The organism is Streptomyces sp. CCM_MD2014, from assembly GCF_000772045.1.
Classification (GTDB): domain Bacteria; phylum Actinomycetota; class Actinomycetes; order Streptomycetales; family Streptomycetaceae; genus Streptomyces; species Streptomyces salinarius.
The window spans coordinates 171,275-189,581 of sequence record NZ_CP009754.1 but is presented as its reverse complement, the minus strand read 5'-3'; the positions used below and the strand labels follow the sequence as shown (position 1 = coordinate 189,581).

At 73.6% G+C, this 18,307-nt stretch carries 20 protein-coding genes; 10 read left to right on the top strand and 10 right to left on the bottom strand.

What is annotated here, in order from left to right; translation table 11 throughout:
* Nucleotides 1-115: 115 nt before the first annotated feature.
* A complete protein-coding gene (locus NI25_RS00905) occupies nucleotides 116-514 on the top strand; it encodes a DUF2809 domain-containing protein (protein WP_061440568.1) in 399 nt (132 codons plus the stop codon).
* On the opposite strand, the gene NI25_RS00900 is transcribed toward NI25_RS00905, so the two are convergent.
* From NI25_RS00900 to NI25_RS00890, 3 genes are read right to left on the bottom strand one after another with little or no spacing between them, the layout of a single operon-like run.
* Entirely contained in the window at nucleotides 501-1,358 is an 858-nt protein-coding gene (locus tag NI25_RS00900) for a biotin-dependent carboxyltransferase family protein (RefSeq protein ID WP_061440567.1), read from the bottom strand. The two genes, NI25_RS00905 and NI25_RS00900, sit on opposite strands and share 14 nt — an antisense overlap.
* Nucleotides 1,355-2,137 (bottom strand): 5-oxoprolinase subunit B family protein, encoded by a 783-nt coding sequence (locus NI25_RS00895; protein ID WP_061440566.1) that lies wholly within the window; start codon nucleotides 2,135-2,137, stop codon nucleotides 1,355-1,357. Before NI25_RS00895 ends, NI25_RS00900 begins: the two co-directional genes overlap by 4 nt.
* Nucleotides 2,134-2,886 (bottom strand): LamB/YcsF family protein, encoded by a 753-nt coding sequence (locus NI25_RS00890; protein ID WP_061440565.1) that lies wholly within the window; start codon nucleotides 2,884-2,886, stop codon nucleotides 2,134-2,136. The genes NI25_RS00895 and NI25_RS00890 overlap by 4 nt, the downstream gene beginning before the upstream one ends.
* 217 nt (nucleotides 2,887-3,103) lie before the next feature.
* Between NI25_RS00890 and NI25_RS00885 the strand changes: the two genes are divergently transcribed.
* The 4 genes from NI25_RS00885 to NI25_RS00870 all read left to right on the top strand — a co-directional run bounded on the left by NI25_RS00885 (nucleotide 3,104) and on the right by NI25_RS00870 (nucleotide 6,551).
* Nucleotides 3,104-3,823, top strand: coding sequence for a DUF969 domain-containing protein (locus tag NI25_RS00885; protein WP_061440564.1), 720 nt, complete (start codon nucleotides 3,104-3,106; stop codon nucleotides 3,821-3,823).
* Nucleotides 3,820-4,794, top strand: a complete 975-nt coding sequence (locus tag NI25_RS00880) for a DUF979 domain-containing protein (protein ID WP_061440563.1) — start codon at nucleotides 3,820-3,822, stop codon at nucleotides 4,792-4,794. Before NI25_RS00885 ends, NI25_RS00880 begins: the two co-directional genes overlap by 4 nt.
* 81 nt (nucleotides 4,795-4,875) lie before the next feature.
* Nucleotides 4,876-5,526: a pyroglutamyl-peptidase I gene (gene pcp / locus NI25_RS00875; protein ID WP_061440562.1), complete on the top strand. Its 651-nt coding sequence runs from the start codon at nucleotides 4,876-4,878 to the stop codon at nucleotides 5,524-5,526.
* Nucleotides 5,526-6,551: a DUF2891 domain-containing protein gene (locus NI25_RS00870; RefSeq protein ID WP_061440561.1), complete on the top strand. Its 1,026-nt coding sequence runs from the start codon at nucleotides 5,526-5,528 to the stop codon at nucleotides 6,549-6,551. Before pcp ends, NI25_RS00870 begins: the two co-directional genes overlap by 1 nt.
* Before the next feature lie 22 nt (nucleotides 6,552-6,573).
* On the opposite strand, the gene rpmF is transcribed toward NI25_RS00870, so the two are convergent.
* Nucleotides 6,574-6,744, bottom strand: a complete 171-nt coding sequence (rpmF, locus tag NI25_RS00865; protein WP_061440560.1) for a 50S ribosomal protein L32 — start codon at nucleotides 6,742-6,744, stop codon at nucleotides 6,574-6,576.
* A 292-nt stretch (nucleotides 6,745-7,036) separates the two neighbouring features.
* Between rpmF and NI25_RS00860 the strand changes: the two genes are divergently transcribed.
* Nucleotides 7,037-8,365: an SGNH/GDSL hydrolase family protein gene (locus NI25_RS00860; RefSeq protein ID WP_061440559.1), complete on the top strand. Its 1,329-nt coding sequence runs from the start codon at nucleotides 7,037-7,039 to the stop codon at nucleotides 8,363-8,365.
* 14 nt (nucleotides 8,366-8,379) lie between these two features.
* Here NI25_RS00860 and NI25_RS00855 read toward each other — a convergent pair whose 3' ends face one another.
* On the bottom strand, nucleotides 8,380-9,003 hold the full coding sequence (locus NI25_RS00855) for a TetR/AcrR family transcriptional regulator (protein WP_061440558.1): 624 nt from the start codon (nucleotides 9,001-9,003) through the stop codon (nucleotides 8,380-8,382).
* Nucleotides 9,004-9,087: 84 nt separating this feature from the next.
* Here NI25_RS00855 and NI25_RS00850 point away from each other — a divergent pair, with 84 nt between their 5' ends.
* Entirely contained in the window at nucleotides 9,088-10,032 is a 945-nt protein-coding gene (locus NI25_RS00850; protein ID WP_061440557.1) for an aldo/keto reductase, read from the top strand.
* 49 nt (nucleotides 10,033-10,081) lie between these two features.
* Here the strand turns inward: NI25_RS00850 and NI25_RS00845 are convergent, their stop codons facing one another.
* From NI25_RS00845 to NI25_RS00835, 3 genes are all read right to left on the bottom strand, one after another.
* On the bottom strand, nucleotides 10,082-10,615 hold the full coding sequence (locus tag NI25_RS00845) for a TetR/AcrR family transcriptional regulator (RefSeq protein WP_061440556.1): 534 nt from the start codon (nucleotides 10,613-10,615) through the stop codon (nucleotides 10,082-10,084).
* Nucleotides 10,616-10,637: 22 nt separating this feature from the next.
* Nucleotides 10,638-11,474, bottom strand: a complete 837-nt coding sequence (locus tag NI25_RS00840) for an alpha/beta fold hydrolase (RefSeq protein ID WP_061440555.1) — start codon at nucleotides 11,472-11,474, stop codon at nucleotides 10,638-10,640.
* Between the two features lie 83 nt (nucleotides 11,475-11,557).
* Nucleotides 11,558-11,788, bottom strand: coding sequence for a hypothetical protein (locus tag NI25_RS00835; RefSeq protein WP_061440554.1), 231 nt, complete (start codon nucleotides 11,786-11,788; stop codon nucleotides 11,558-11,560).
* Between the two features lie 226 nt (nucleotides 11,789-12,014).
* Between NI25_RS00835 and NI25_RS00830 the strand changes: the two genes are divergently transcribed.
* Together NI25_RS00830 and NI25_RS00825 are read left to right on the top strand one after the other, a co-directional pair.
* Nucleotides 12,015-12,995, top strand: a complete 981-nt coding sequence (locus tag NI25_RS00830; protein ID WP_061440553.1) for a PmoA family protein — start codon at nucleotides 12,015-12,017, stop codon at nucleotides 12,993-12,995.
* Nucleotides 12,996-13,111: 116 nt separating this feature from the next.
* On the top strand, nucleotides 13,112-14,128 hold the full coding sequence (locus NI25_RS00825) for a homoserine dehydrogenase (protein WP_061440552.1): 1,017 nt from the start codon (nucleotides 13,112-13,114) through the stop codon (nucleotides 14,126-14,128).
* 36 nt (nucleotides 14,129-14,164) lie between these two features.
* Here NI25_RS00825 and NI25_RS00820 read toward each other — a convergent pair whose 3' ends face one another.
* Nucleotides 14,165-15,154 carry an NAD(P)-dependent alcohol dehydrogenase gene (locus tag NI25_RS00820; protein WP_061440551.1) on the bottom strand — a complete coding sequence of 330 codons (990 nt, stop codon included), beginning with the start codon at nucleotides 15,152-15,154 and terminating at the stop codon, nucleotides 14,165-14,167.
* 84 nt (nucleotides 15,155-15,238) lie between these two features.
* A complete protein-coding gene (locus tag NI25_RS00815; RefSeq protein WP_061440550.1) occupies nucleotides 15,239-15,892 on the bottom strand; it encodes a dihydrofolate reductase family protein in 654 nt (217 codons plus the stop codon).
* A 164-nt stretch (nucleotides 15,893-16,056) separates the two neighbouring features.
* On the opposite strand from NI25_RS00815, the gene NI25_RS00810 reads away from it, so the two are divergent.
* A complete protein-coding gene (locus tag NI25_RS00810; RefSeq protein WP_061440549.1) occupies nucleotides 16,057-18,279 on the top strand; it encodes a bifunctional glycosyltransferase/CDP-glycerol:glycerophosphate glycerophosphotransferase in 2,223 nt (740 codons plus the stop codon).
* The last annotated feature ends 28 nt before the right edge of the window (nucleotides 18,280-18,307 follow it).

The window sequence follows — 18,307 nt, the reverse complement described above, 5'->3', positions numbered from 1 at the left end:
TCTCGCGGAAGCTGACCGCGCAGTCGTGCGGCGCGAGACGATGGTGCCCGAGGTCTACGCGCGTCCGCCAGAGCCCGCGGGAAATCGGCGACGGAACCGATCGCACAATGGGCGCATGACTTCCTCCTCCACCAGGGCCGCCGTGCGGGACGCCCCGACGCGGACGCGTCTGGCGGCCGCCGGTGCCGCGGCGGTGATCGTCGGTGCCGGACTCACGCTCAGGGCCGTGGCGACGGGGGAGGTGGCCAAGTACGGCGGCGACGCCCTGTACACCCTGCTGCTGTTCGCCCTCGTCCTCGTGGCGGCGCCGAGGACGGCACCGGTCAGGGCCGCCGCACTGGCCCTGGCGGTGAGCTGGGGCGTGGAGTTCCTCCAGCTCACCGACGGGCCGGCACACCTCGCCCGGCAGAGCACGGCTGCCCGTCTGGTCCTGGGGTCCACCTTCAACGCACCGGACCTGTTCTGGTACGCGGTCGGCGCGGTGACCGGCCCGCTGGCCGTCAGGCGACGCTGAAGCGCACCGGTGTCCCGACCGCGGCCTGGGCCGCCGCCGCGAGAGCCGGCTCCGGGACGACCGCGATGACCGGGTATCCGCCTGTCGTCGGGTGGTCGTGCAGGAAGATCACCGGGCGTCCGTCCGGCGGGACCTGTACGGCGCCCAGAACCATGCCCTCGCTGGGCAGTTCCCCCGTCGACGTGTGCCGCAGCGGCGGCCCCTCGGTGCGCAGGCCGATGCGGTTGCTGTGCGGGGAGACACGGTAGGCGGCCGAGGTGAGCGTGCGCAGCGCGGCCGGGGCGAACCAGTCGGCGCGGGGACCCGGACGCACCGGCAGGACCAGTTCGGCGGGCGGCCCGGCCCAGGGGGCGGCGACGGGCAGCGGCACCGGCCCCGCAGGGGCGCCCACCGCCACGACGTCCCCGTCCCGCAGGGGGGCGGGGCCCAGCCCCGACAGCAGGTCCGTCGAGCGGCTGCCCAGGACGGGTTGGGCGGCGACACCGCCCGCGACGGCGACGTACGAGCGGACGCCCGCGGTCACCGTCCCGACGTCCAGGACCGCGCCCGCCGGCACCCGTACCGGGGAGCCCCAGGCGGCCGGCCGGCCGTCGACCGTCACCGGGCAGGGCGCCCCGCCGACCACGACGGCGACGTCCTGGTCGGCTCGCAGGGCGCAGCCGGTCACCGTCGTCTCCAGGACGGCGGCGTCGGGGTCGTTGCCGAGGAGACGGTTGGCGAGCCGCATCGCGGGCGCGTCCAGCGCGCCGGAACGGGGGACGCCCAGGTGGGCGTGGCCGGGCCGGCCCGCGTCCTGCACCGTGGTGAGCGCACCGGAGCGCACCGTCGTCAGCTTGGCCGTCATGCCCCGGCCTCCGGGCTCGTCCCGGCCGCGTTGCCGTCGCCGGTCGTGGCGCCCTCCGCCGGGACGCCGGTGGCGGTGACGTCGTCCCCCGGGGGACCGGTGGCCGTGGCGCCGTCCCCCGGGGCGCCGGTGGTCGTGACGTCGTCCGCTGTGACGAACCGCACGCGCGTCCCCGGCGTGAGGAGTGCGGCCCGCTCCCGCGCCGGGTCCCACAGCGGCCGCGGGTCGGGCATGGTGCCGATCAGCTGCCAGCCGCCCGGAGTGGCGCGGGGATAGACGGCGCTGTACGGACCGGCGAGGGCCACCGCGCCGGCCGGCACCCGGGTCCGGGGCGTGGACCGGCGCGGGACGTGCAGCCGGGGCGCCAGCCCGGTGAGATAGCCGAAGCCGGGCGCGAAGCCGCAGAACGCGACCCGGTAGGTGTGCGCGCGGTGGCGCGCGCCGACCTCGTCGGGCGCGACCCCCCACAGGGCCGCCACTTCGGCCAGGTCCGGCCCGTCGTAGCACACGGGGATCTCCACCACGTCGCCCGTGTCGTCCGCGACCGGCGGCACCTCCCAGCCGGCGACCGCGCGGGCCAGCGCCCGCGGGTCCGGCACGCCGTCCAGCAGGACGGTCCGCGCCCCCGGCACCACCTCGGTGACCGGCGGCAGCGTGCCGGCGGCACGGCGGCGCAGCACCTCGGCGTGGAAGGCCGCGGTGTGCTCGGCGTCGGCCAGCTCGACGAGGAGGGCGTGGCGACCGGCGGGACGCGCCGTGAGGGACCGGGCACCGCTCACGCGAACGCCCCGATCCCGACCCCGGACGCCTCCAGCGCCGCACGCACCCGGGCCGCGATCCGCGCGGCGTTCGGTGTGTCGCCGTGCACACACAGCGAGCGGGCGGCGACCGCGACGGTGCTGCCGTCCACGGCCTCGACGGAGCCCTCCACGGCGAAGGTCACCGCACGGCGTACCACCGCGTCCTCGTCCGTCACCACCGAGCCAGGCTCGCTGCGGGGTACCAGGGTGCCCCGCGAGGTGTAGGCGCGGTCCGCGAAGGCCTCCGGGACGCCGGTGAGTCCCGCGTCCGCGGCGGCCGCGAGCAGCCGCGAGCCGGGCAGGCCCAGCACCGGCAGTGCGCCGCCCGCCAGCCGTACCCCGGCCACGACCGCACGGGCCTGTGCGTCGTCGTGGACGGTGCGGTTGTAGAGCGCGCCGTGCGGCTTGACGTAGGCGACCGTGGCCCCGGCGGCCTCGGCGAAGACCCGGAGCGCGCCGATCTGGTACGCCACCTCGGCCGTCAGCTCGTCGGCGGGCACGTCCATGGCGCGCCGTCCGAAGCCCGCCAGGTCGCGGTAGGACACCTGCGCCCCGATCCGCACCCCGCGCTCCGCGGCGAGGTCGCAGACGCGGCGCATCACCGAGGGGTCGCCCGCGTGGAATCCGCAGGCGACGTTGGCGCTGGTGACGACGGAGAGCAGGGCGTCGTCGTCGGTGAGGGTCCAGCGGCCGAAGCCTTCACCGAGATCTGCGTTGAGGTCGATCACCCCTTGAACGTAGACGATCGTTGAACGATCCGACAAGGGACCTCCGGCTTGTCCGCTTCCGAATCGGTGAGGATTCACCTCTTGTTAGATCGTTCAACGATCGCTAGTGTCCGTGCATCTGCCACGTATCTGGAGCTATGGTCCCCGGGACCGATGAGTCACGTTCCGAAGCTCCGGATCCGTGCCCTGCCCCCTCATGCCTGAAGAAGGCCACCGAATGATCGTTCTCCTCGGTGTGGTCGTGGTGATCCTCGGATTCGTCACGCGCCGCAACCCCGTCCTCGTGGTGGGCGTCGCCGGTATCGTCACCGGACTGCTCGGCAAGATGGACCCGCTGGAGGTCCTCGCGGCCTTCGGCCGGTCCTTCGCCGACAGCCGCTCGGTCACCGTCTACGCCATCGTGCTCCCGGTGATCGGGCTGCTCGAGCGCTACGGCCTGCGCGAGCAGGCCCGCAATCTCATCGGCCGCCTGGGCAAGCTCAGCGCCGGCCGGTTCCTCACCGTCTACCTGCTGGTCCGGCAGGTCACCGCGGCCTTCGGCCTGAACAGCATCGGCGGCCCGGCGCAGACCGTGCGGCCCCTGGTGGCACCGATGGCCGAGGCCGCCGCCGAACGCTCCACCGGGGCCAAGCTCCCCGACAAGTTGCGTGAGAAGGTCCGCTCCTACTCGGCCTCGGCCGACACCGTGGGCGTCTTCTTCGGCGAGGACTGCTTCATCGCCATCGGTTCCATCCTGCTGATCACCGGCTTCGTGAACTCCACGTACCACCAGGACATCGAGCCGACCCAGCTCGCCCTGTGGGCGATCCCGCTCGCCGTCTGCGCCTTCCTCATCCACGGCGCCCGGCTGCTGCTCATGGACAGGCAGCTTGAGCGCGAGATGGCGCAGGCCGCCGCCGAGCACGACCTTCCGCTTCCCGAGGGGGCCGACAAGTGATCAAGGTCGAATGGCTCTACTGGCTGATAGGCCTCGTCTTCGTCGTCATGGCCGTGCAGATGGCCGCGGACCGCAGCAACCCCAAGCGGTGGACGTCCGCCGCGTTCTGGGGCCTGCTCGGACTGACCTTCCCCTACGGCACCGGGGTCGCCAACGCCACCGCGGGCAACGGCGGCTGGACCCTGCCCGCCGAACCGCTCGGCGTCGCCGTCCTCGCCCTGATCGTGCTGGCCGGCTTCAACTTCCTCGGCAAGGGCGTCCCGGTCACCACCACCGGCGAGCAGCGCGAGGCCGCCGCGGGCCGGCTCGGCAACAAGATCTTCATCCCCGCGCTGACCATCCCGCTCGTCGCGATCGTCTGCGCCTCCGTGCTGGACGAGTCGGGACTCTTCGAGACGGGCAAGGCCACCCTCCTCGGGCTCGGCCTCGGCTGCATCGCCGCGCTCCTCGTCGGGATGCTGGTGACCGGCGAGAGGAAGGTCTCCGTCCCGATCCACTCCGGCCGCTCCATGCTGGAGGCGATGGGCTCCGCCCTGCTGCTGCCCCAGCTCCTGGCCGTGCTCGGCTCCATCTTCGCCGCCGCCGGGGTCGGCGACCAGGTCGGCGACATCATGAACAAGGTCCTGCCCGACGACTCCAAGTACCTCGCCGTCGTCGCCTACTGCGTGGGCATGTTCCTGTTCACCGTCATCATGGGCAACGCCTTCGCCGCCTTCCCGGTGATGACGGCGGCGATCGGCTGGCCCGTGCTCATCCAGCAGATGCACGGAAACGAGCCCGCCGTCCTCGCGATCGGCATGCTGGCCGGCTTCGCCGGCACGCTGTGCACCCCGATGGCCGCGAACTTCAACATCGTCCCGGCCACTCTGCTCGAACTGAAGGACCAGTACGGGCCGATCAAGGCACAGCTCCCGACGGGCATCGCCCTGCTCGGCTGCTGCACGGTCATCATGGCGCTCTTCGCCTTCTGACCTTCCCGCCCGGCGACCGCCGGCTCGGGCCCGGCCCGCGCCGGCACCCGTACGACCCGATCCGCAAGGCAAGGAACGCCCATGACCCGTGTCCTCATCACCGGCTTCGCCCCGTTCGGCGGCGAGCGCGTGAACCCGTCCTGGCAGGCGGCGTCCCTGGTGGCCGCCGAACCTCCGGCCGGGCTCACGGTCAGCGCCGCCGAACTGCCCTGCGCCTTCGGCGAGTCCCTCGACGCCCTGCGCGACGCGATCCGGGCCCGGGAACCCGACCTGGTGCTCTGTCTGGGCCAGGCGGGCGGGCGTCCGGGCGTCACCGTCGAGCGCGTCGGCATCAACGTCGACGACGCCCGCATCCCCGACAACGCCGGCGCCCAGCCCATCGACGAACCGGTGGTCCCGGGCGGCCCCGCCGCCTACTTCTCCAGCCTCCCCGTGAAGGCGTGCGTCGCCGCGATGCGCGAGGCGGGCGTCCCGGCCGCCGTCTCCAACACGGCCGGCACCTTCGTCTGCAACCACGTCGCGTACGGCCTCGGCCACCTCATCGCCACCGAGTTCCCGCACCTGCGCGGCGGGTTCGCGCACGTGCCCTGGGCGCCGGAACAGGTGCCCGACGGCACCGCGCCCGCCCTGCCGCCCGCCACCGTCGCCCACGGCCTGCGCGCCCTGCTGGCCGTCGCCGCCCGCACAACCGCCGAGCAGGACCTGAAGGTCACCGAAGGAGCCACCCACTGATGCCGCTGAGCGCCCACGCGGCCACCTTCGCCCAGCTCGCCCTGGCGAACGTCACCCGCGAGTACCCCAACTTCCCCGCCCACCTGATCACCTCGGCCGGCGAACACCAAGAACCCCGCTCCCTGCATCCGGCCTTCTACGGCGCCTACGACTGGCACTCCTCGGTGCACATGCACTGGCTGCTCGTCCGCCTGCTTGGCCGGTACGGCGGCACCTCCGCACTCCCCGGCACCGAGGCGGTCGTCGACGTCCTCGACCGGCACCTCACCCCCGCCAACCTCGACACCGAGGCCGCCTACCTGCGCGACCGCCCCTCCTTCGAGCGTCCCTACGGCTGGGCGTGGCTGCTCGCGCTCGCCGCCGAGTGCCGGGCGTACGGCGGCACGGAGGGCGAGCGATGGACCGGGGCACTGCGGCCGGCCGTGGACGCCGTCGACGGTCTGCTGGCCGACTGGCTCCCCAAGGCCACCTATCCCGTACGGCACGGCAACCACCCCAACAGCGCCTTCGCACTGAGCCTCGCACTGGACTCGGGCGAGCTGTCGGCCGGGACCGACCGGGCCGTCCGGGACCGCCTGCTGAGCTGGTTCGCCGACGACCACGACGCGCCCGCGCACTGGGAACCGTCGGGGCAGGACTTCCTGTCCCCGGCGCTCACCGAGGCCGACGCGATGCGCAGGGTCCTCGCGCCCGAACGGCTCGCGGAGTGGCTCGACCGCTTCCTGCCCGGGCTCGGCACCGGCGCTCCCTGCGCGCTGCTGGACGTGCCGGTGGTCTCCGACCACGCGGACCCGCAGATCGGCCATCTGCTCGGTCTGACGCTCAGCAGGGCCGCCGCGCTGCGCTCCCTCGCCGAGGCCCTGCCCGACGGTCCCGTCCGCGCCCGCCTGGCCGAGGCGGCGGCCGCACACCTCGCGGCGGGCCTGCCGGCGGTGGAGCGCGGTGACTTCACCACCGACCACTGGCTGGCGACCTTCGCCGCACTCGCGCTCGACCCGCCGGCTCCGGCGGTCGCGCGATACTGACGCAGCCGCGTCCGGGGGCGCGTCAGTCCTCCGGGCGCAGGAGGCCGCGCCGGTACGCGGCCACCAGGTGCTGCGGGACCCGCAGCGTCACCCCGTCCACCGTCACGGGCACCAGGTTCGGCGCACTCGCCTTCCACCGGGCCCGGCGGTGACGGGTGTTGCTGCGGGACATCTTCCGCTTGGGAACGGCCATGGCAGGGGTCCTCTCGGCAGACGGCCTGGCGGCTCCGCGTGCGCTCGGGCAGCGGCGGAGCCGTGCGTGGGACCACGACGCTACATGAAAACGGTGTTCATTACGAAATCACGCTGACGGACCGCGCCGCCCACGTCGGTCCGGGCGGTCGGCGCGCACAACACCCTTTGATGCATGCGGAGTTGGCGCCGGGGATGCCGGGGGCCGCGGCGCCCCGTGTGGCGTGAGGTGGGGGAGGGGCGGGGAGGATCTCGTCCGCACCCTTCCAGTCACGTCGGAAAGGCAGGCACCGATGCACCGTCTCCTCGCCCGATCACTCCCCACCGCCCGGGCGTCCCTGGCCAGAGGCGTCGCGGCCGCCCTGGCCCTCGCCCTGGCGTCCTCCGTCCTCGCCGCCTCCACGAGCACCGCCGCCGCTCCCGCCGGCGCCGGGCCGGACCGGCGCCCCGGGGGCGGTGCCTGGTTCACCTCCTGGGCCGCCTCGCAGCAGAACCTCGCGCCCACCCCGCTGCGCGACCAGTCACTGCGCATGATCACCCACCTGAGCCAGGGCGGCGACGCGGTCCGGATACGCGTCCAGAACACCTTCGGCGAGACACCGCTGACCGTCGACGCGGCGACCGTGGCACACAGCGACGGCAAGGACGCCGCGACCGAAGGGCGCCCGCGCGCCGTCACGTTCGACGGCAGACGCCGGGTGGTCGTGCCGCCCGGCGGTGAGGTGTGGAGCGACACCACCGGGCTCCGCACCGCCGCGCAGGACGACGTCGCCGTGTCGCTCTCCGTCTCCGGCACGGTGGCACCGGGGCGGCACGACACCGCCTTCCGCACCAACTACCTGACCCCGCCCGGCTCAGGCGACCACACCGCCGACCCGGCCGGCACCGCGTACACCGAGACGACCGGCTCGACCCTCCTCGTCAGCGCGGTCGACGTGCGCAACCCGCGCCTGCGGGGCAGCCTCGTCGCCTACGGCAGCTCCGTCGTCGACGGAACCGGATCGACGAACTGCGGGCCGGACTGCAGCCGCCCCGGAGCCAACCTGCGCTGGACCGACGTCCTCGCCCGGCGGATCACCTCCGAACTGCCGCCCACCCGGCAGTTCGCCGTCGCCAACGCGGGGATCGGCGGCACCACCAGCGCCGCGACCTGTCCGGGCATCGGTGAGCCGGTGCGCGGCCTGGACGCCGCCGCGCGGCTGGAGCGCGACGTCCTGTCCCTGCACGGAGTCACGGGGGTCCTCTACTACTACGGAACCAACGACCTCCCGGCCGGCTGCGACGCCGCGCAGATCGAGGCGAGTTACCGCGAGGTCTTCCGGCGGCTGCGGGCCGCGGGCATCAAGGTGTACGTCACGCCCATCACCCCCCGCCCGGGCTACACGGACCAGCACAACCGCGACCGGCACGCGGTCGGTACGTTCGTCTCGAAGTGGAACAGCTGCGGCGGCACCTGTGACGGGGTCCTCCCCTTCGACCAGGTACTCGAAGACCCCGTGCGGCCGAACAGCATCCACCCGCCGTACGACACCGGTGACGGCGTCCACGCCAACATCGCCGGCCAGCAGGCCCTCGCCGACATCGTCTCGCTCCCGATGCTGGCCGCGTCGGCCCGCCGGTGACCCGCCCGTCCGGGTCATGAACTCCCGGGCGGGCGAAGGGCGTCGACGACGAGGTCGAGGAGCCGGCGGGTGCGCTCCGGCTCGTCGTCGGCGGCCGTCGAGAGGAACACGCCGAGCAGCATCGCGGTGACGTCGTCGGGTGCCACGTCCGCGCGCAGGGTGCCCGCCCGGGCCCCCTGCGCGAGCATGGTGCCGATCGCGGCCGTGATGCGCTCGCGGGTGGCGGGTGTCGCGAGGCGTCCCGAGGCCCAGGCGCTGTGCAGGGTGTTGAGCATGGAGCGCTTCGTCGCGACGAACGCCGCGTAGCGCTCCATCCAGGCCCGCAGCGCCCGCTCGGGCGGCAGCTCGTCCAGCAGGGCGGAGGCGCTGGTCGTGACGTCGTCCAGCTCGGCGGCGTAGACGGCCTCGACCAGCGCCTCCCGGGTGGGGAAGTGGCGGTAGAGCGTGCCGATGCCGACACCCGCCGCGCGGGCGATGCCGTCCAGGGGGACGGTGTCGTCCGCGGCGGTGAACGCGGCCCGTGCGGCGGCGACGAGCTTCTCGCGGTTGCGCCGTGCGTGGGCGCGCAGCGGCCGCTCGGCGCCGGTCTGCTCGTCGGGCCGATCGGCGGCGTGGCTCGGTTCCTGGTCCGGACTCAAAGCGGAGGGTCCTCCGGTAGTGCTACAGTCGATGAAGCGGAGGGTCCTCCGCTTCTGTCATCTTCTCACGAGGACGGACTTCCCATGACGTCATCCGGTACCTCTTCCTCTTCTCGCGCCACGAACGCCGCCCCGCGCCCCGGCGGAACGGGGTCGCTCGCCGGCCGCGCCGTCTCGCGGATCGGCTACGGCGCGATGCAGCTCGAACGCCTGCGCTCCGACCGCGCGGCCGCCGTCGACCTCGTGCGCCGTGCGGTGGACCGCGGTGTCGACCACCTCGACACCGCCCAGTTCTACGGCGACGGATTCGTCAACGAGGTCATCCGCGAGGCGCTGCGCCCCACGGACGACGTCGTCGTCGTGAGCAAGGTCGGCGCCGACTCCGACCCCGGCGGCCCCCTCCCGCTGCGCCCCGCCCAGCGGCCGGAGGAACTGCGGGCGAGCGTCGAGGACAACCTCAAGAGCCTCGGCACCGACCGGATCGCGGTCGTCAATCTGCGCCGCCTCGACACCGGCCCCGGTCTGCGCGCCGAGGGCGACCAGGCGGTGGACCTCGACGACCAGCTCGCCGAGCTGACCCGGCTGCGCGACGAGGGCAAGATCGGAGCGATCGGCCTGAGCAGCGTGACCCTGGACGGACTGCGCCGGGCCCTTCCGGCGGGCATCGTCTGCGTGCAGAACGCGTACAGCGTCGTGAGCCGGGACGACGAGGACATGCTGACGCTCTGCACCGCCGAGGGCATCGCCTGGGTGCCGTACTTCCCGCTCGGCGGCGCGTTCCCCGCCATGCCCAAGGTCGCCGACGAGCCCGCGGTGCACGCCGTCGCCGAGGCGCTCGGCGCGACGCCGGCCCAGGTGGGCCTCGCCTGGCTGCTTCACCACGCCCCGAACGTGCTCCTCATTCCCGGCACCGCCGACCCCGAGCACCTGGACGCGAACCTCGCCGTGGGCGGCATCGTCCTGGACGAGTCCTCCCTCGCGGCGCTCGACGCCGTGCGGAGCCGCTCCGCGGACGTGCGGCTCGGCTGACCGAACCCCGCCCCGGCGACGTGACCGGGGACGCGCGGCGGCGCCGGTGTCACAAGGTGCGCAGGCCCCGGTCCGCGAAGGCGATGAGCCACTCGAAGCTCTCGTCGACGTCGGTGCTCCACTGGAAGCCGTCCGCCGCCTGCAGCGTGGCGAAGCCGTGGAAGAGGCTGCGGAGCAGGCGCAGGGCGTGGTTCACCTCGTGGTCGGGGATGTCGTAGCCGCGCAGGACCGCGGTGAACGCGCCGAGCAGCCGCTGTCCCGCGGTGGCCAGCGGGTCCTCCGGTCCCGACGGTTCCTGGCCGATCGTCGCGGCGTACCGGCCGGGATGCGCCAGGACGAAGGCGCGGAAGGCGCGCGCCGCGGCCGCCAGGGCGTCACGGCCCGCGTACCCCCGGACCGCGTCACCGACGGCGTCGGCGGCCTCGTTCAGGGCGAGGGCCGCGATCCGCCGGTTGAGGTCGTCCTGCCCGCCGACGTGCTTGTAGAGGGAAGGGGTGCGCACCCCGACCCGCTCGGCCAGCAGCCCCATCGTGAGGCGGGCGAAGCCCACTTCGTCGGCCAGCGCGGCACCGGCCGCGACCACGGCAGCCGCGTCCAGCCCCGCCCTAGGCACGGGTGGCGTCCGAGCGGAGGAAGGCCAGCACGAGCGAGACCACCTGGTCGGGGAACTGGTCGTGCGGGTAGTGACCGGCGCCCTCGATCATCTCCAGGCGGCCGAGCCCGGGCGGCAGGGCCTCGACGACCGCGGAGCCCTCCGCGTGCGGGTCGGCCCAGTCCGGGTCGAGCGTGCCCATCACGACCAGTACGGGGCAGCGCACGTTGCCGAGCTGTGCGCCGGCGTCGGTGGGCGCGCTGCGGCCCATGTTCTGCATGGCCTTCATCCGGCCCGGCTCGCGCAGCAGGGACTCGATGCGGCCGAGCCGTTCGGACCAGTCGGCCGGCTTCACGCCCGGGTACGCCACGTCGAGGTACGAGCGCCACAGCGGCAGGCTGCCGAACAGACCCGTACCGAGCAGACGCAGCATGCCCTGCCGGAACCGCCTGACCCGCAGGTCCCCGAGGCGCACCGACTGCTTGCGGGTGAACGGCGCCAACTCGACGACGGATGTGATCAGCGAGGGTTCCCGTGCCGCGGCGATGGTGGCGGCGCCGCCCGAGACCGAGTGGCCGACGAGGACCGCCGGACCGCCCAGGTGACGGATCAGGGCGAGCAGGTCACCCGCGATGGCGGTGCGGCTCCACTCCGGCCAGTCGGCCCCCGACTCGCCGCAGCCGCGCAGATCCACCGCGGCGACCCGGTGACCGGCGGCCACCAACCGCGGAATCACCGCACGGTAGGCGGCGCGGCTGTCCCCCATGCCGTGCGCGAGAACGATCAGCGGTCCCGACCCCGTCACCTCGTACGCGATCGTGCCGCCGTCGACGGCAAGGTACTCGGTCATGCCCGGCTCCCCAGTCTTGGCTAACGTCATTAACTAAAAGCTACTGACGTTAGCCAAGACTGTCAACGGCGGACCCGCGACGCTCAGTCGGCGGGTGTGCGCCGTCCTGCCGCACGCTGTACGGCCGACTCCACCTCGCGGTGCGGGACGCCGATCTCGTCGGCGTAGGCGGCGATGCCCTGGGCGAGGGCGGCGGTGGCGTCGGACCAGACCGCCAGGGCGACCGTGGCGTTCTCGCCCCTGTTGTTGCGGTAGCGGTTGTCGGCGGCCTCGACGGCACGCCTGAGTTCGATGAGTCGTCTCGGGATTTCCATGGTCGAAAACCTAGGGCGACACGGTGCTCGCTCCGGTGCCCCGTCGAGCGGAAGTGCTCCTGACGAGGGCACTCGTCGTTGCCCCCGCCGCTGCCCACGCGGCCCGGCGGTGCCGCGGGGCCGGAGGCGCGCCCCCGTCGCCAGGGGCTTGACCGTGCGGACGCGCGCCGGTTAGAACGTGGAAACGCCGGATAGTAAGCGGTTGCTACGAGGAAGAGGACCACGCATGACGCGTCTCTCGCTCACCCATGTTCACGGCGATCGCGTCACCGTGTCCCACGGGGCGGCCGGAACCGAGTTGTTCTCCTACGTCTACCGCCCCGAAGCCGACTGGGAGGCGCCCAAGCCGTACCTCCACCCGGTCCGGACGCTTTCCGGGGCTCTCGTCACGGACTACCGGCCCAACGACCACCGCTGGCACAAGGGCTTGCAGCTGACCGCCTCCCACCTCTCCGGCCAGAACCTGTGGGGCGGCAACACCTACGTCCACGGCGAGGGCTACCGCGCGTTGCCGGAGCGCGTCGGCTCGATGGCCCACGTGGCCTTCGGGGAAGTCGGCGTCGAGGGGGGCCGCGCCGTCATCGCCGAGAAGCTGACCTGGCACCCGCACGGCGGCGAACTGTGGGCCGAGGAGGAGCGCCGCATAGAGGCCGGCGACGCCGACCCGGACACCGGCAGCTGGACGCTCACCTGGACGTCGGCGGTGACCAACCGGCGTGCCGAACCACTGCGGTTCGGCAGCCCGACCACCCACGGACGCCCCGCCGCGGGATACACCGGGCTGTTCTGGCGCGGCCCGCGCGCCTTCCGCGGCGGCCGGGTCTTCACCGCGCAGCCGGCCGAGTCCGCCGAGTCCGCGACCTCCTCCGCCTCCTCCGCCTCGTCCGCGCCCTCCGGCGGCGACCCGATGGGCTCGCAGTCCCCCTGGCTGGCCTACGTCGGAGAGCACGACGGACGGGACGGACACGCCACGCTCGTCTTCGAACACGCCCCCTCCAACGACCACTTGGGCGTGAAGGGCGCCCACCCGGCCCACTGGTTCGTGCGCAGCGACCCCTTCGCCGCGGTCGCACCCTCCTGGGCCTTCCACGAGGAACTGGTCCTGCCGCCCGGCGAGACCCTCGCCCGCACCTACCGCGTGGTCGTAGCCGACGGCGCCTGGGACCGTGCGCGGGTCGCCGCGCACCTCGAGGGCCTCGCGTGGTGAGCCCGGCCCACGACGGCTTCCCGGCCGCGGTGGGCGTCGCCCGCCTGACCGGGCACGCCCGCCTGGTCAACGCCCCCGGGATCCGGCCGCCGGCGATGTGAGAGGATCCCGGGTCCATGGGTGAAGGCACTGAAGAGACTCGGACCCCCGTGGTCCTCGCCGGGTACGGCCCGGTGGGGCGGGCGTTCGCCGACCGGGTGGCCCGGGACGGCGCCGCGCTCGGACACCGTTACGGCGTACGGCCGCGGGTGGCCGCCGTACGCGCGAGCGCGGCCCAGTGCCGGCCCGCCGCCGACGGGTCGGTGCCCCCGCGCCCGGACTGGGGCCCCACGGAGCCGCTGGGCGAGACGTTCGACCGCACCGGCGCGGGCGTGTTCGTGCAGGCCGTACCGTCCTCACCCGAACTGCGCCCGCGCGCGGCCGAGGAGGCCCTGACCGCACTGCGCCGGGGCATCCACGTGGTGACCGCCACCAAGAGCCACCTGCTCACGCACTGGCGGCAACTGGACGAGGCCGCGCGAGCGGGCGGCAGCATGATCAGGATTTCCGGGGCCACCGGTGCGGCCCTCCCGGCGGGCGACCTCGCGCGCACCTCCCTGCGCGGCCTGGACTGCCGGACGATCCGCGCCTGTCCCAACGGCACCGCCACCTTCGTCCTCGACCGCCTCGCCGAAGGCCGGACGCTGGGCGACGCGGTCCGCGCAGCGCGGCTCCTGGGCATCGCGGAAGCGGATCCCTCGGCGGACCTGTCGGGCGAGGACTCCGCCACCAAGGTGCGGCTGCTGGCCGCTCTGGCGTGGGGCTGGGACCCCTCCGAGGCGCGGGTGCGGGCGCAGCCGGTCGACCAGACCACCGCGGACCGGGCCCGCGACGCGGCTTCCAGGTCCCGCCGGCTGCGCGCCGTCGCCGGGGCGTCGGCGGACGAGCCCGGCGTCGTGCACGTCCGGCTCGAGGAGACGGAGCCGGGGGATCCGCTGTACGCGCTGACCGGGCCGGAGAAGGCCGTGGTCTTCGGCTGCCCCGACGCGGGGGACGTGACCGTGAGCGGTGGACGGTCGAGCCCGGAGGGAGCGGCGCTGGCCCTGGTGAAGGACACCGTCGAGGTCACGGCCCCGCGTACCGGCTTTCGCTGAACCGCGGGTCCCGTGCCGACTCGGCGTGCGGGACGCTCACGGCACCGTGATCACGGTCTTGCCGCGGGAGTGCCCCTCCTCGACGTGCCGGACCGCCTCCGCGGTGCCGGCCAGGGCGAAGGTCCGGCCGATCACGGGCGTGAGCTGCCCGGCGCCGACGAGCGCGGTGACGGCGAGCAGGTCCTCGTGGGCCGGCCCGTCCGGGGTCGCCGGGAGGATCGGGCGCAGCCGGTGGCGCGTGACCGCGTTGACCGCCGCCACCTTCGCCATGGCGCCGATCGCCCCGAACACGCGGCCCGGAGCGCCGCCGCCACCCGCCACCAGCACGCCCGCCGGGGTCAGCACCCGTCGCAGCCGCCCCAGCGGGTGGTTGCCCACGAGGTCCAGGACGACGTCGTAGCGCTCGCGTCCGTCGGTGAAGTCCTCACGCGCGTAGTCGAGGACGTGGGCGGCGCCGAGGGAACGCACCAGACCGGTGTTGCGGGCGCCGCACACCCTGGTGACCTCCGCGTCCAGGGCCGCCGCGATCTGGACGGCGAAGGTGCCCACTCCGCCGCCCGATCCGTTGACCAGCACCCGCTGCCCGGCACGCACCCGGCCCACGGTGCGGATACCGCGCAGGGCGGTCACCGCGCTCATCGGCAGCGCCGCGGCCTGTTCGAAGGTCAGGCCCTCGGGCCTGGGCACCAGCAGCGCCGCGGTGGTGGACGCGTACTCGGCGAAGGCCCCGTGGCAGAAGCCCAGGACCGGATCGCCGGGGCTGAATTCCCGCACGCCCGCGCCGACCCGCTCCACCACGCCTGCCGCGTCGATCCCGGCCACCCGGTGCTTGGGCCGGGTGAGCCCCATGCCGCCCGACAGCCGCGCCGCGTACGGGTCTCCGCGCAGCATGTGCCAGTCGTAGGGGTTCACCGCGGCCGCGTGCACGCGCACCAGCACCCGGCCGGCCCCGGTGGCAGGCTGGTCGATCTCCCGCAGCCGCAGGCTGTCCGGCGGGCCGAACCGCTCCTGGACCACTGCCTTCATCGCCCTGCCACCATCCCCTCGGGGGCCCCGGGACCGATCGCGGGTCGCGCGGTGAGGGCACCGTAGGGGCCCGGCCCAGGCCCGTCAATGGCCGAACCGGGCCGGGCTCCACCCGCGCGCGCCGCGGCGGACGTCGTAGGCGAGATGGACGGCGTTCGGCGTTGGGGTCGCGCTCCGCCGGACCAGTGTGCGGGGGGTCCCGCCGGTGAACAGCGGTGTTCCGGATCCCAGCACGACGGGTGCGAGGTGCAGCGACAGCACGTCGACCAGCCCGGCGTCGAGGGCCGAACCGATCAGGGTGCCGCCGCCCATCAGGACGACGTCGAGATCCTCGCCCCGATCCGCCGAGGCCGCCTCGGCACGGCCGCGCGCGACGGCGACCGCGTCCGGCAGGCCGGTCGTGACGAACGTCCAGTCGAGGCCGGTGAGCCGGACCGACTCCGGCTCCGAGCCCGTCACGACGACGAACGGGGGTTTGCCCACCTCCGCGGCGCCGTAGCCGACGGTGTCGTCCCAGCCGCCCGGTCCGTCGACGAGGTCGAAGAGCCGGCGGCCGAGGACGACGGCGCCCGAGCGGGCGGTCGTCTCACGCACGATCCGGCGTTCCTCGGGGTCGTCGGAGAAGGCCCAGGTGTGCAGGGCTTCGCCGCCGGTGCCCAGACCGTTGCCCGGGCCGGGGTCGGGACCGGTGACGTAGCCGTCGAGGGAGACCGAGATGTCCGCGATGATGTGAGTCATACAGGGTCGACCCGATGCGCCGCCCGAATTCATCGCCACGCGGCGGGACACATGCCGGTTCCGGCCCTCCCCAGACATTCACAGTGCGCATACAACGTTTCACAAGTGTCGCGAGTCTCCCTGTTCAACCTCGCTCAATCCACGCTTCACCTGGAGTTGTCCGCATGCCTCGGTTCAGCATCGTCATTCCCGTGTTCAAGGTGCAGGGGTACCTTCGCGAGTGCCTGGACTCGGTTCTGGGGCAGTCGTACCGGGACATCGAGGTGATCGCCGTGGACGACTGCTCACCGGACTCCTGCGGCGCGATCATCGACGAGTACGCCGCCCGCGACGCCCGCGTCAGGGCCGTGCACCTGCCGGAGAACGTCGGCCTGGGCCGGGCGCGCAACACCGGGCTCCAGCACGCGAGGGGCGACTACGTCCTGTTCCTCGACAGCGACGACTCCTATACCCCCGGCCTGCTGGAGGCGCTGGCCGGCCGGCTCGACGCCGTCGGGGAGCTGGACATCCTCGTCTTCGACCACGTGCGCACCTACTGGTGGGGCACGGGCGGCCGCAGCCAGACCGCGGGCCTGTTCGAGAAGGCGGGCACGGACGTCTTCCGTCTCAAGGACCGGCCCGAGTACGTGGAACTGTTCCTGGTGGCCTGGAACAAGGCCTTCCGACGTGAGTTCTTCCTCGAGCACGGCTTCCAGTACGCCCCCGGTCTGTACGAGGACGCGCCGGTCACCCACATGGCGATGGTCACGGCCGAACGCATCGGCTGTCTGAACAGGGTCGGTGTCGAGTACCGCCAGCGCCGCCAGGGCGCGATCACGAAGACGCCGGGGCGCAAGCACTTCGACATCTTCGGACAGTACGAGGGGCTGTTCGCGTTCCTCGCGGAGCGTCCCGAACTGGCCTGGGCCACGCCCATGCTGTTCGAACGGGCCGTGTCCCACATGCTGTTCGCGCTGAAGCGCCCCGAGCGGGTGCGGGTCGCCGACCGCAAGGAGTTCTTCGACCGCACCGCGGACTTCTACGCGGCGCACGTCCCGGACGGCTTCACGATGCCCGACGGCCCAACCGGCGTGTACATGCGGGCCGTGGCCAAACGTCTCTACCGCGCCTACCAGGCCACCCAGTTCGCGGCCCGGGCCAAGACGGCCGGGCCCAAGAAGGTGCTCAAGGCCAAGACCCGGGCCGGCCGGCGCGCGTACGCGGGCCTGTACACCCTCCAGCGCAGACGCTCCACGGACCCCCGCCTCGCCGTGTACACCTCGTACTGGGACCGGCTGCCGGCCTGCAACCCGCTCGCCGTCCACGACAAGGCCAGGGAACTCGCCCCCGACGTGCACGGCGTCTGGGTGGTGCGCAAGGAACTGGCCGGCCGGGTGCCCGAAGGCATCGACTACGTCGTGCGCGACTCACGCCGCTACTGGGAAGTCATGGCCCGCGCACGGTACTTCGTGAACAACGTCAACTTCCCCGACCACATCGTCAAGCGCCCCGGGCAGATCCACCTCCAGACGCACCACGGGACGCCGCTCAAGCGCATGGGCCTGGACCAGCAGGCCTATCCCGCGGCCGCCCGGGGCATGGACTTCGCGCGTCTCCTCGACCGCGTGGACCGGTGGGACGTCAGCGTCTCGTCCAACCAGCACTCCACCAAGCAGTGGGAGCGCGCCTACCCCGGCTCCTACGAGTCCCTCGAGGCGGGCTACCCCCGCAACGACCGTTACTACGGCACCGGCGCCGAGGACATCGCCGCCATCCGCGCCCGGCTCGGCATAGCCCCGGGCAGGACCGCCCTGCTGTACGCGCCGACCCACCGCGACTACCGGACCGGCTGGACGCCCTCCTTCGACCTGGCCCGCCTGGCCAGGGCCCTGGGCGACGACTTCGTGCTGCTGGTCCGCACCCACTACTTCTACGACCGGAATCCGGAGCTGAGCGACCTCGCCGCCCGGGGCGCCGTCGTCGACGTCTCCCGCCATCCCAGTGTCGAGGACCTCTGCCTGGCGGCCGACGCGCTCGTCGCCGACTACTCGTCCATCACCTTCGACTACGCCAACCTCGACCGGCCCATCGTCATATACGCCGACGACTGGGAGATCTACTCCCAGGTCCGCGGCGTCACCTTCGACCTCCTCTCCGGCCGCCCCGGCGACACACCGGGCGCCGTCGCCACCACCGAGGACGAACTCATCGACACCTTCCGCAGCGGCCGTTGGCGCGGGACCGAGGCGGCCGCGCTGCGCGCCGCCTTCCGTGAACGCTTCTGCCAGTACGACGACGGGCACGCCGCGGAGCGCGTGGTGCGCCACTTCTTCCTCGGACAGGAGGCCGGCCCGGCGACGGTCCCGCTCGCCCAGCGCACCCCGGCGCCGTCACCGGCCCTCGGCTGACCGGGACGCGCCCCGCCCCGGAAGACTG

Excerpts from the sequence above, each read along its gene's own strand:
- NI25_RS00905 (WP_061440568.1), top strand. The coding sequence starts at position 116 with ATGACTTCCTCCTCCACCAGGGCCGCCGTGCGGGACGCCCCGACGCGG.
- NI25_RS00900 (WP_061440567.1), bottom strand. The coding sequence starts at position 1,358 with ATGACGGCCAAGCTGACGACGGTGCGCTCCGGTGCGCTCACCACGGTG.
- NI25_RS00885 (WP_061440564.1), top strand. The coding sequence starts at position 3,104 with ATGATCGTTCTCCTCGGTGTGGTCGTGGTGATCCTCGGATTCGTCACG.
- pcp (WP_061440562.1), top strand. The coding sequence starts at position 4,876 with ATGACCCGTGTCCTCATCACCGGCTTCGCCCCGTTCGGCGGCGAGCGC.
- NI25_RS00870 (WP_061440561.1), top strand. The coding sequence starts at position 5,526 with ATGCCGCTGAGCGCCCACGCGGCCACCTTCGCCCAGCTCGCCCTGGCG.
- rpmF (WP_061440560.1), bottom strand. The coding sequence starts at position 6,744 with ATGGCCGTTCCCAAGCGGAAGATGTCCCGCAGCAACACCCGTCACCGC.
- NI25_RS00860 (WP_061440559.1), top strand. The coding sequence starts at position 7,037 with ATGCACCGTCTCCTCGCCCGATCACTCCCCACCGCCCGGGCGTCCCTG.
- NI25_RS00850 (WP_061440557.1), top strand. The coding sequence starts at position 9,088 with ATGACGTCATCCGGTACCTCTTCCTCTTCTCGCGCCACGAACGCCGCC.
- NI25_RS00840 (WP_061440555.1), bottom strand. The coding sequence starts at position 11,474 with ATGACCGAGTACCTTGCCGTCGACGGCGGCACGATCGCGTACGAGGTG.
- NI25_RS00835 (WP_061440554.1), bottom strand. The coding sequence starts at position 11,788 with ATGGAAATCCCGAGACGACTCATCGAACTCAGGCGTGCCGTCGAGGCC.
- NI25_RS00830 (WP_061440553.1), top strand. The coding sequence starts at position 12,015 with ATGACGCGTCTCTCGCTCACCCATGTTCACGGCGATCGCGTCACCGTG.
- NI25_RS00825 (WP_061440552.1), top strand. The coding sequence starts at position 13,112 with ATGGGTGAAGGCACTGAAGAGACTCGGACCCCCGTGGTCCTCGCCGGG.
- NI25_RS00820 (WP_061440551.1), bottom strand. The coding sequence starts at position 15,154 with ATGAAGGCAGTGGTCCAGGAGCGGTTCGGCCCGCCGGACAGCCTGCGG.
- NI25_RS00815 (WP_061440550.1), bottom strand. The coding sequence starts at position 15,892 with ATGACTCACATCATCGCGGACATCTCGGTCTCCCTCGACGGCTACGTC.
- NI25_RS00810 (WP_061440549.1), top strand. The coding sequence starts at position 16,057 with ATGCCTCGGTTCAGCATCGTCATTCCCGTGTTCAAGGTGCAGGGGTAC.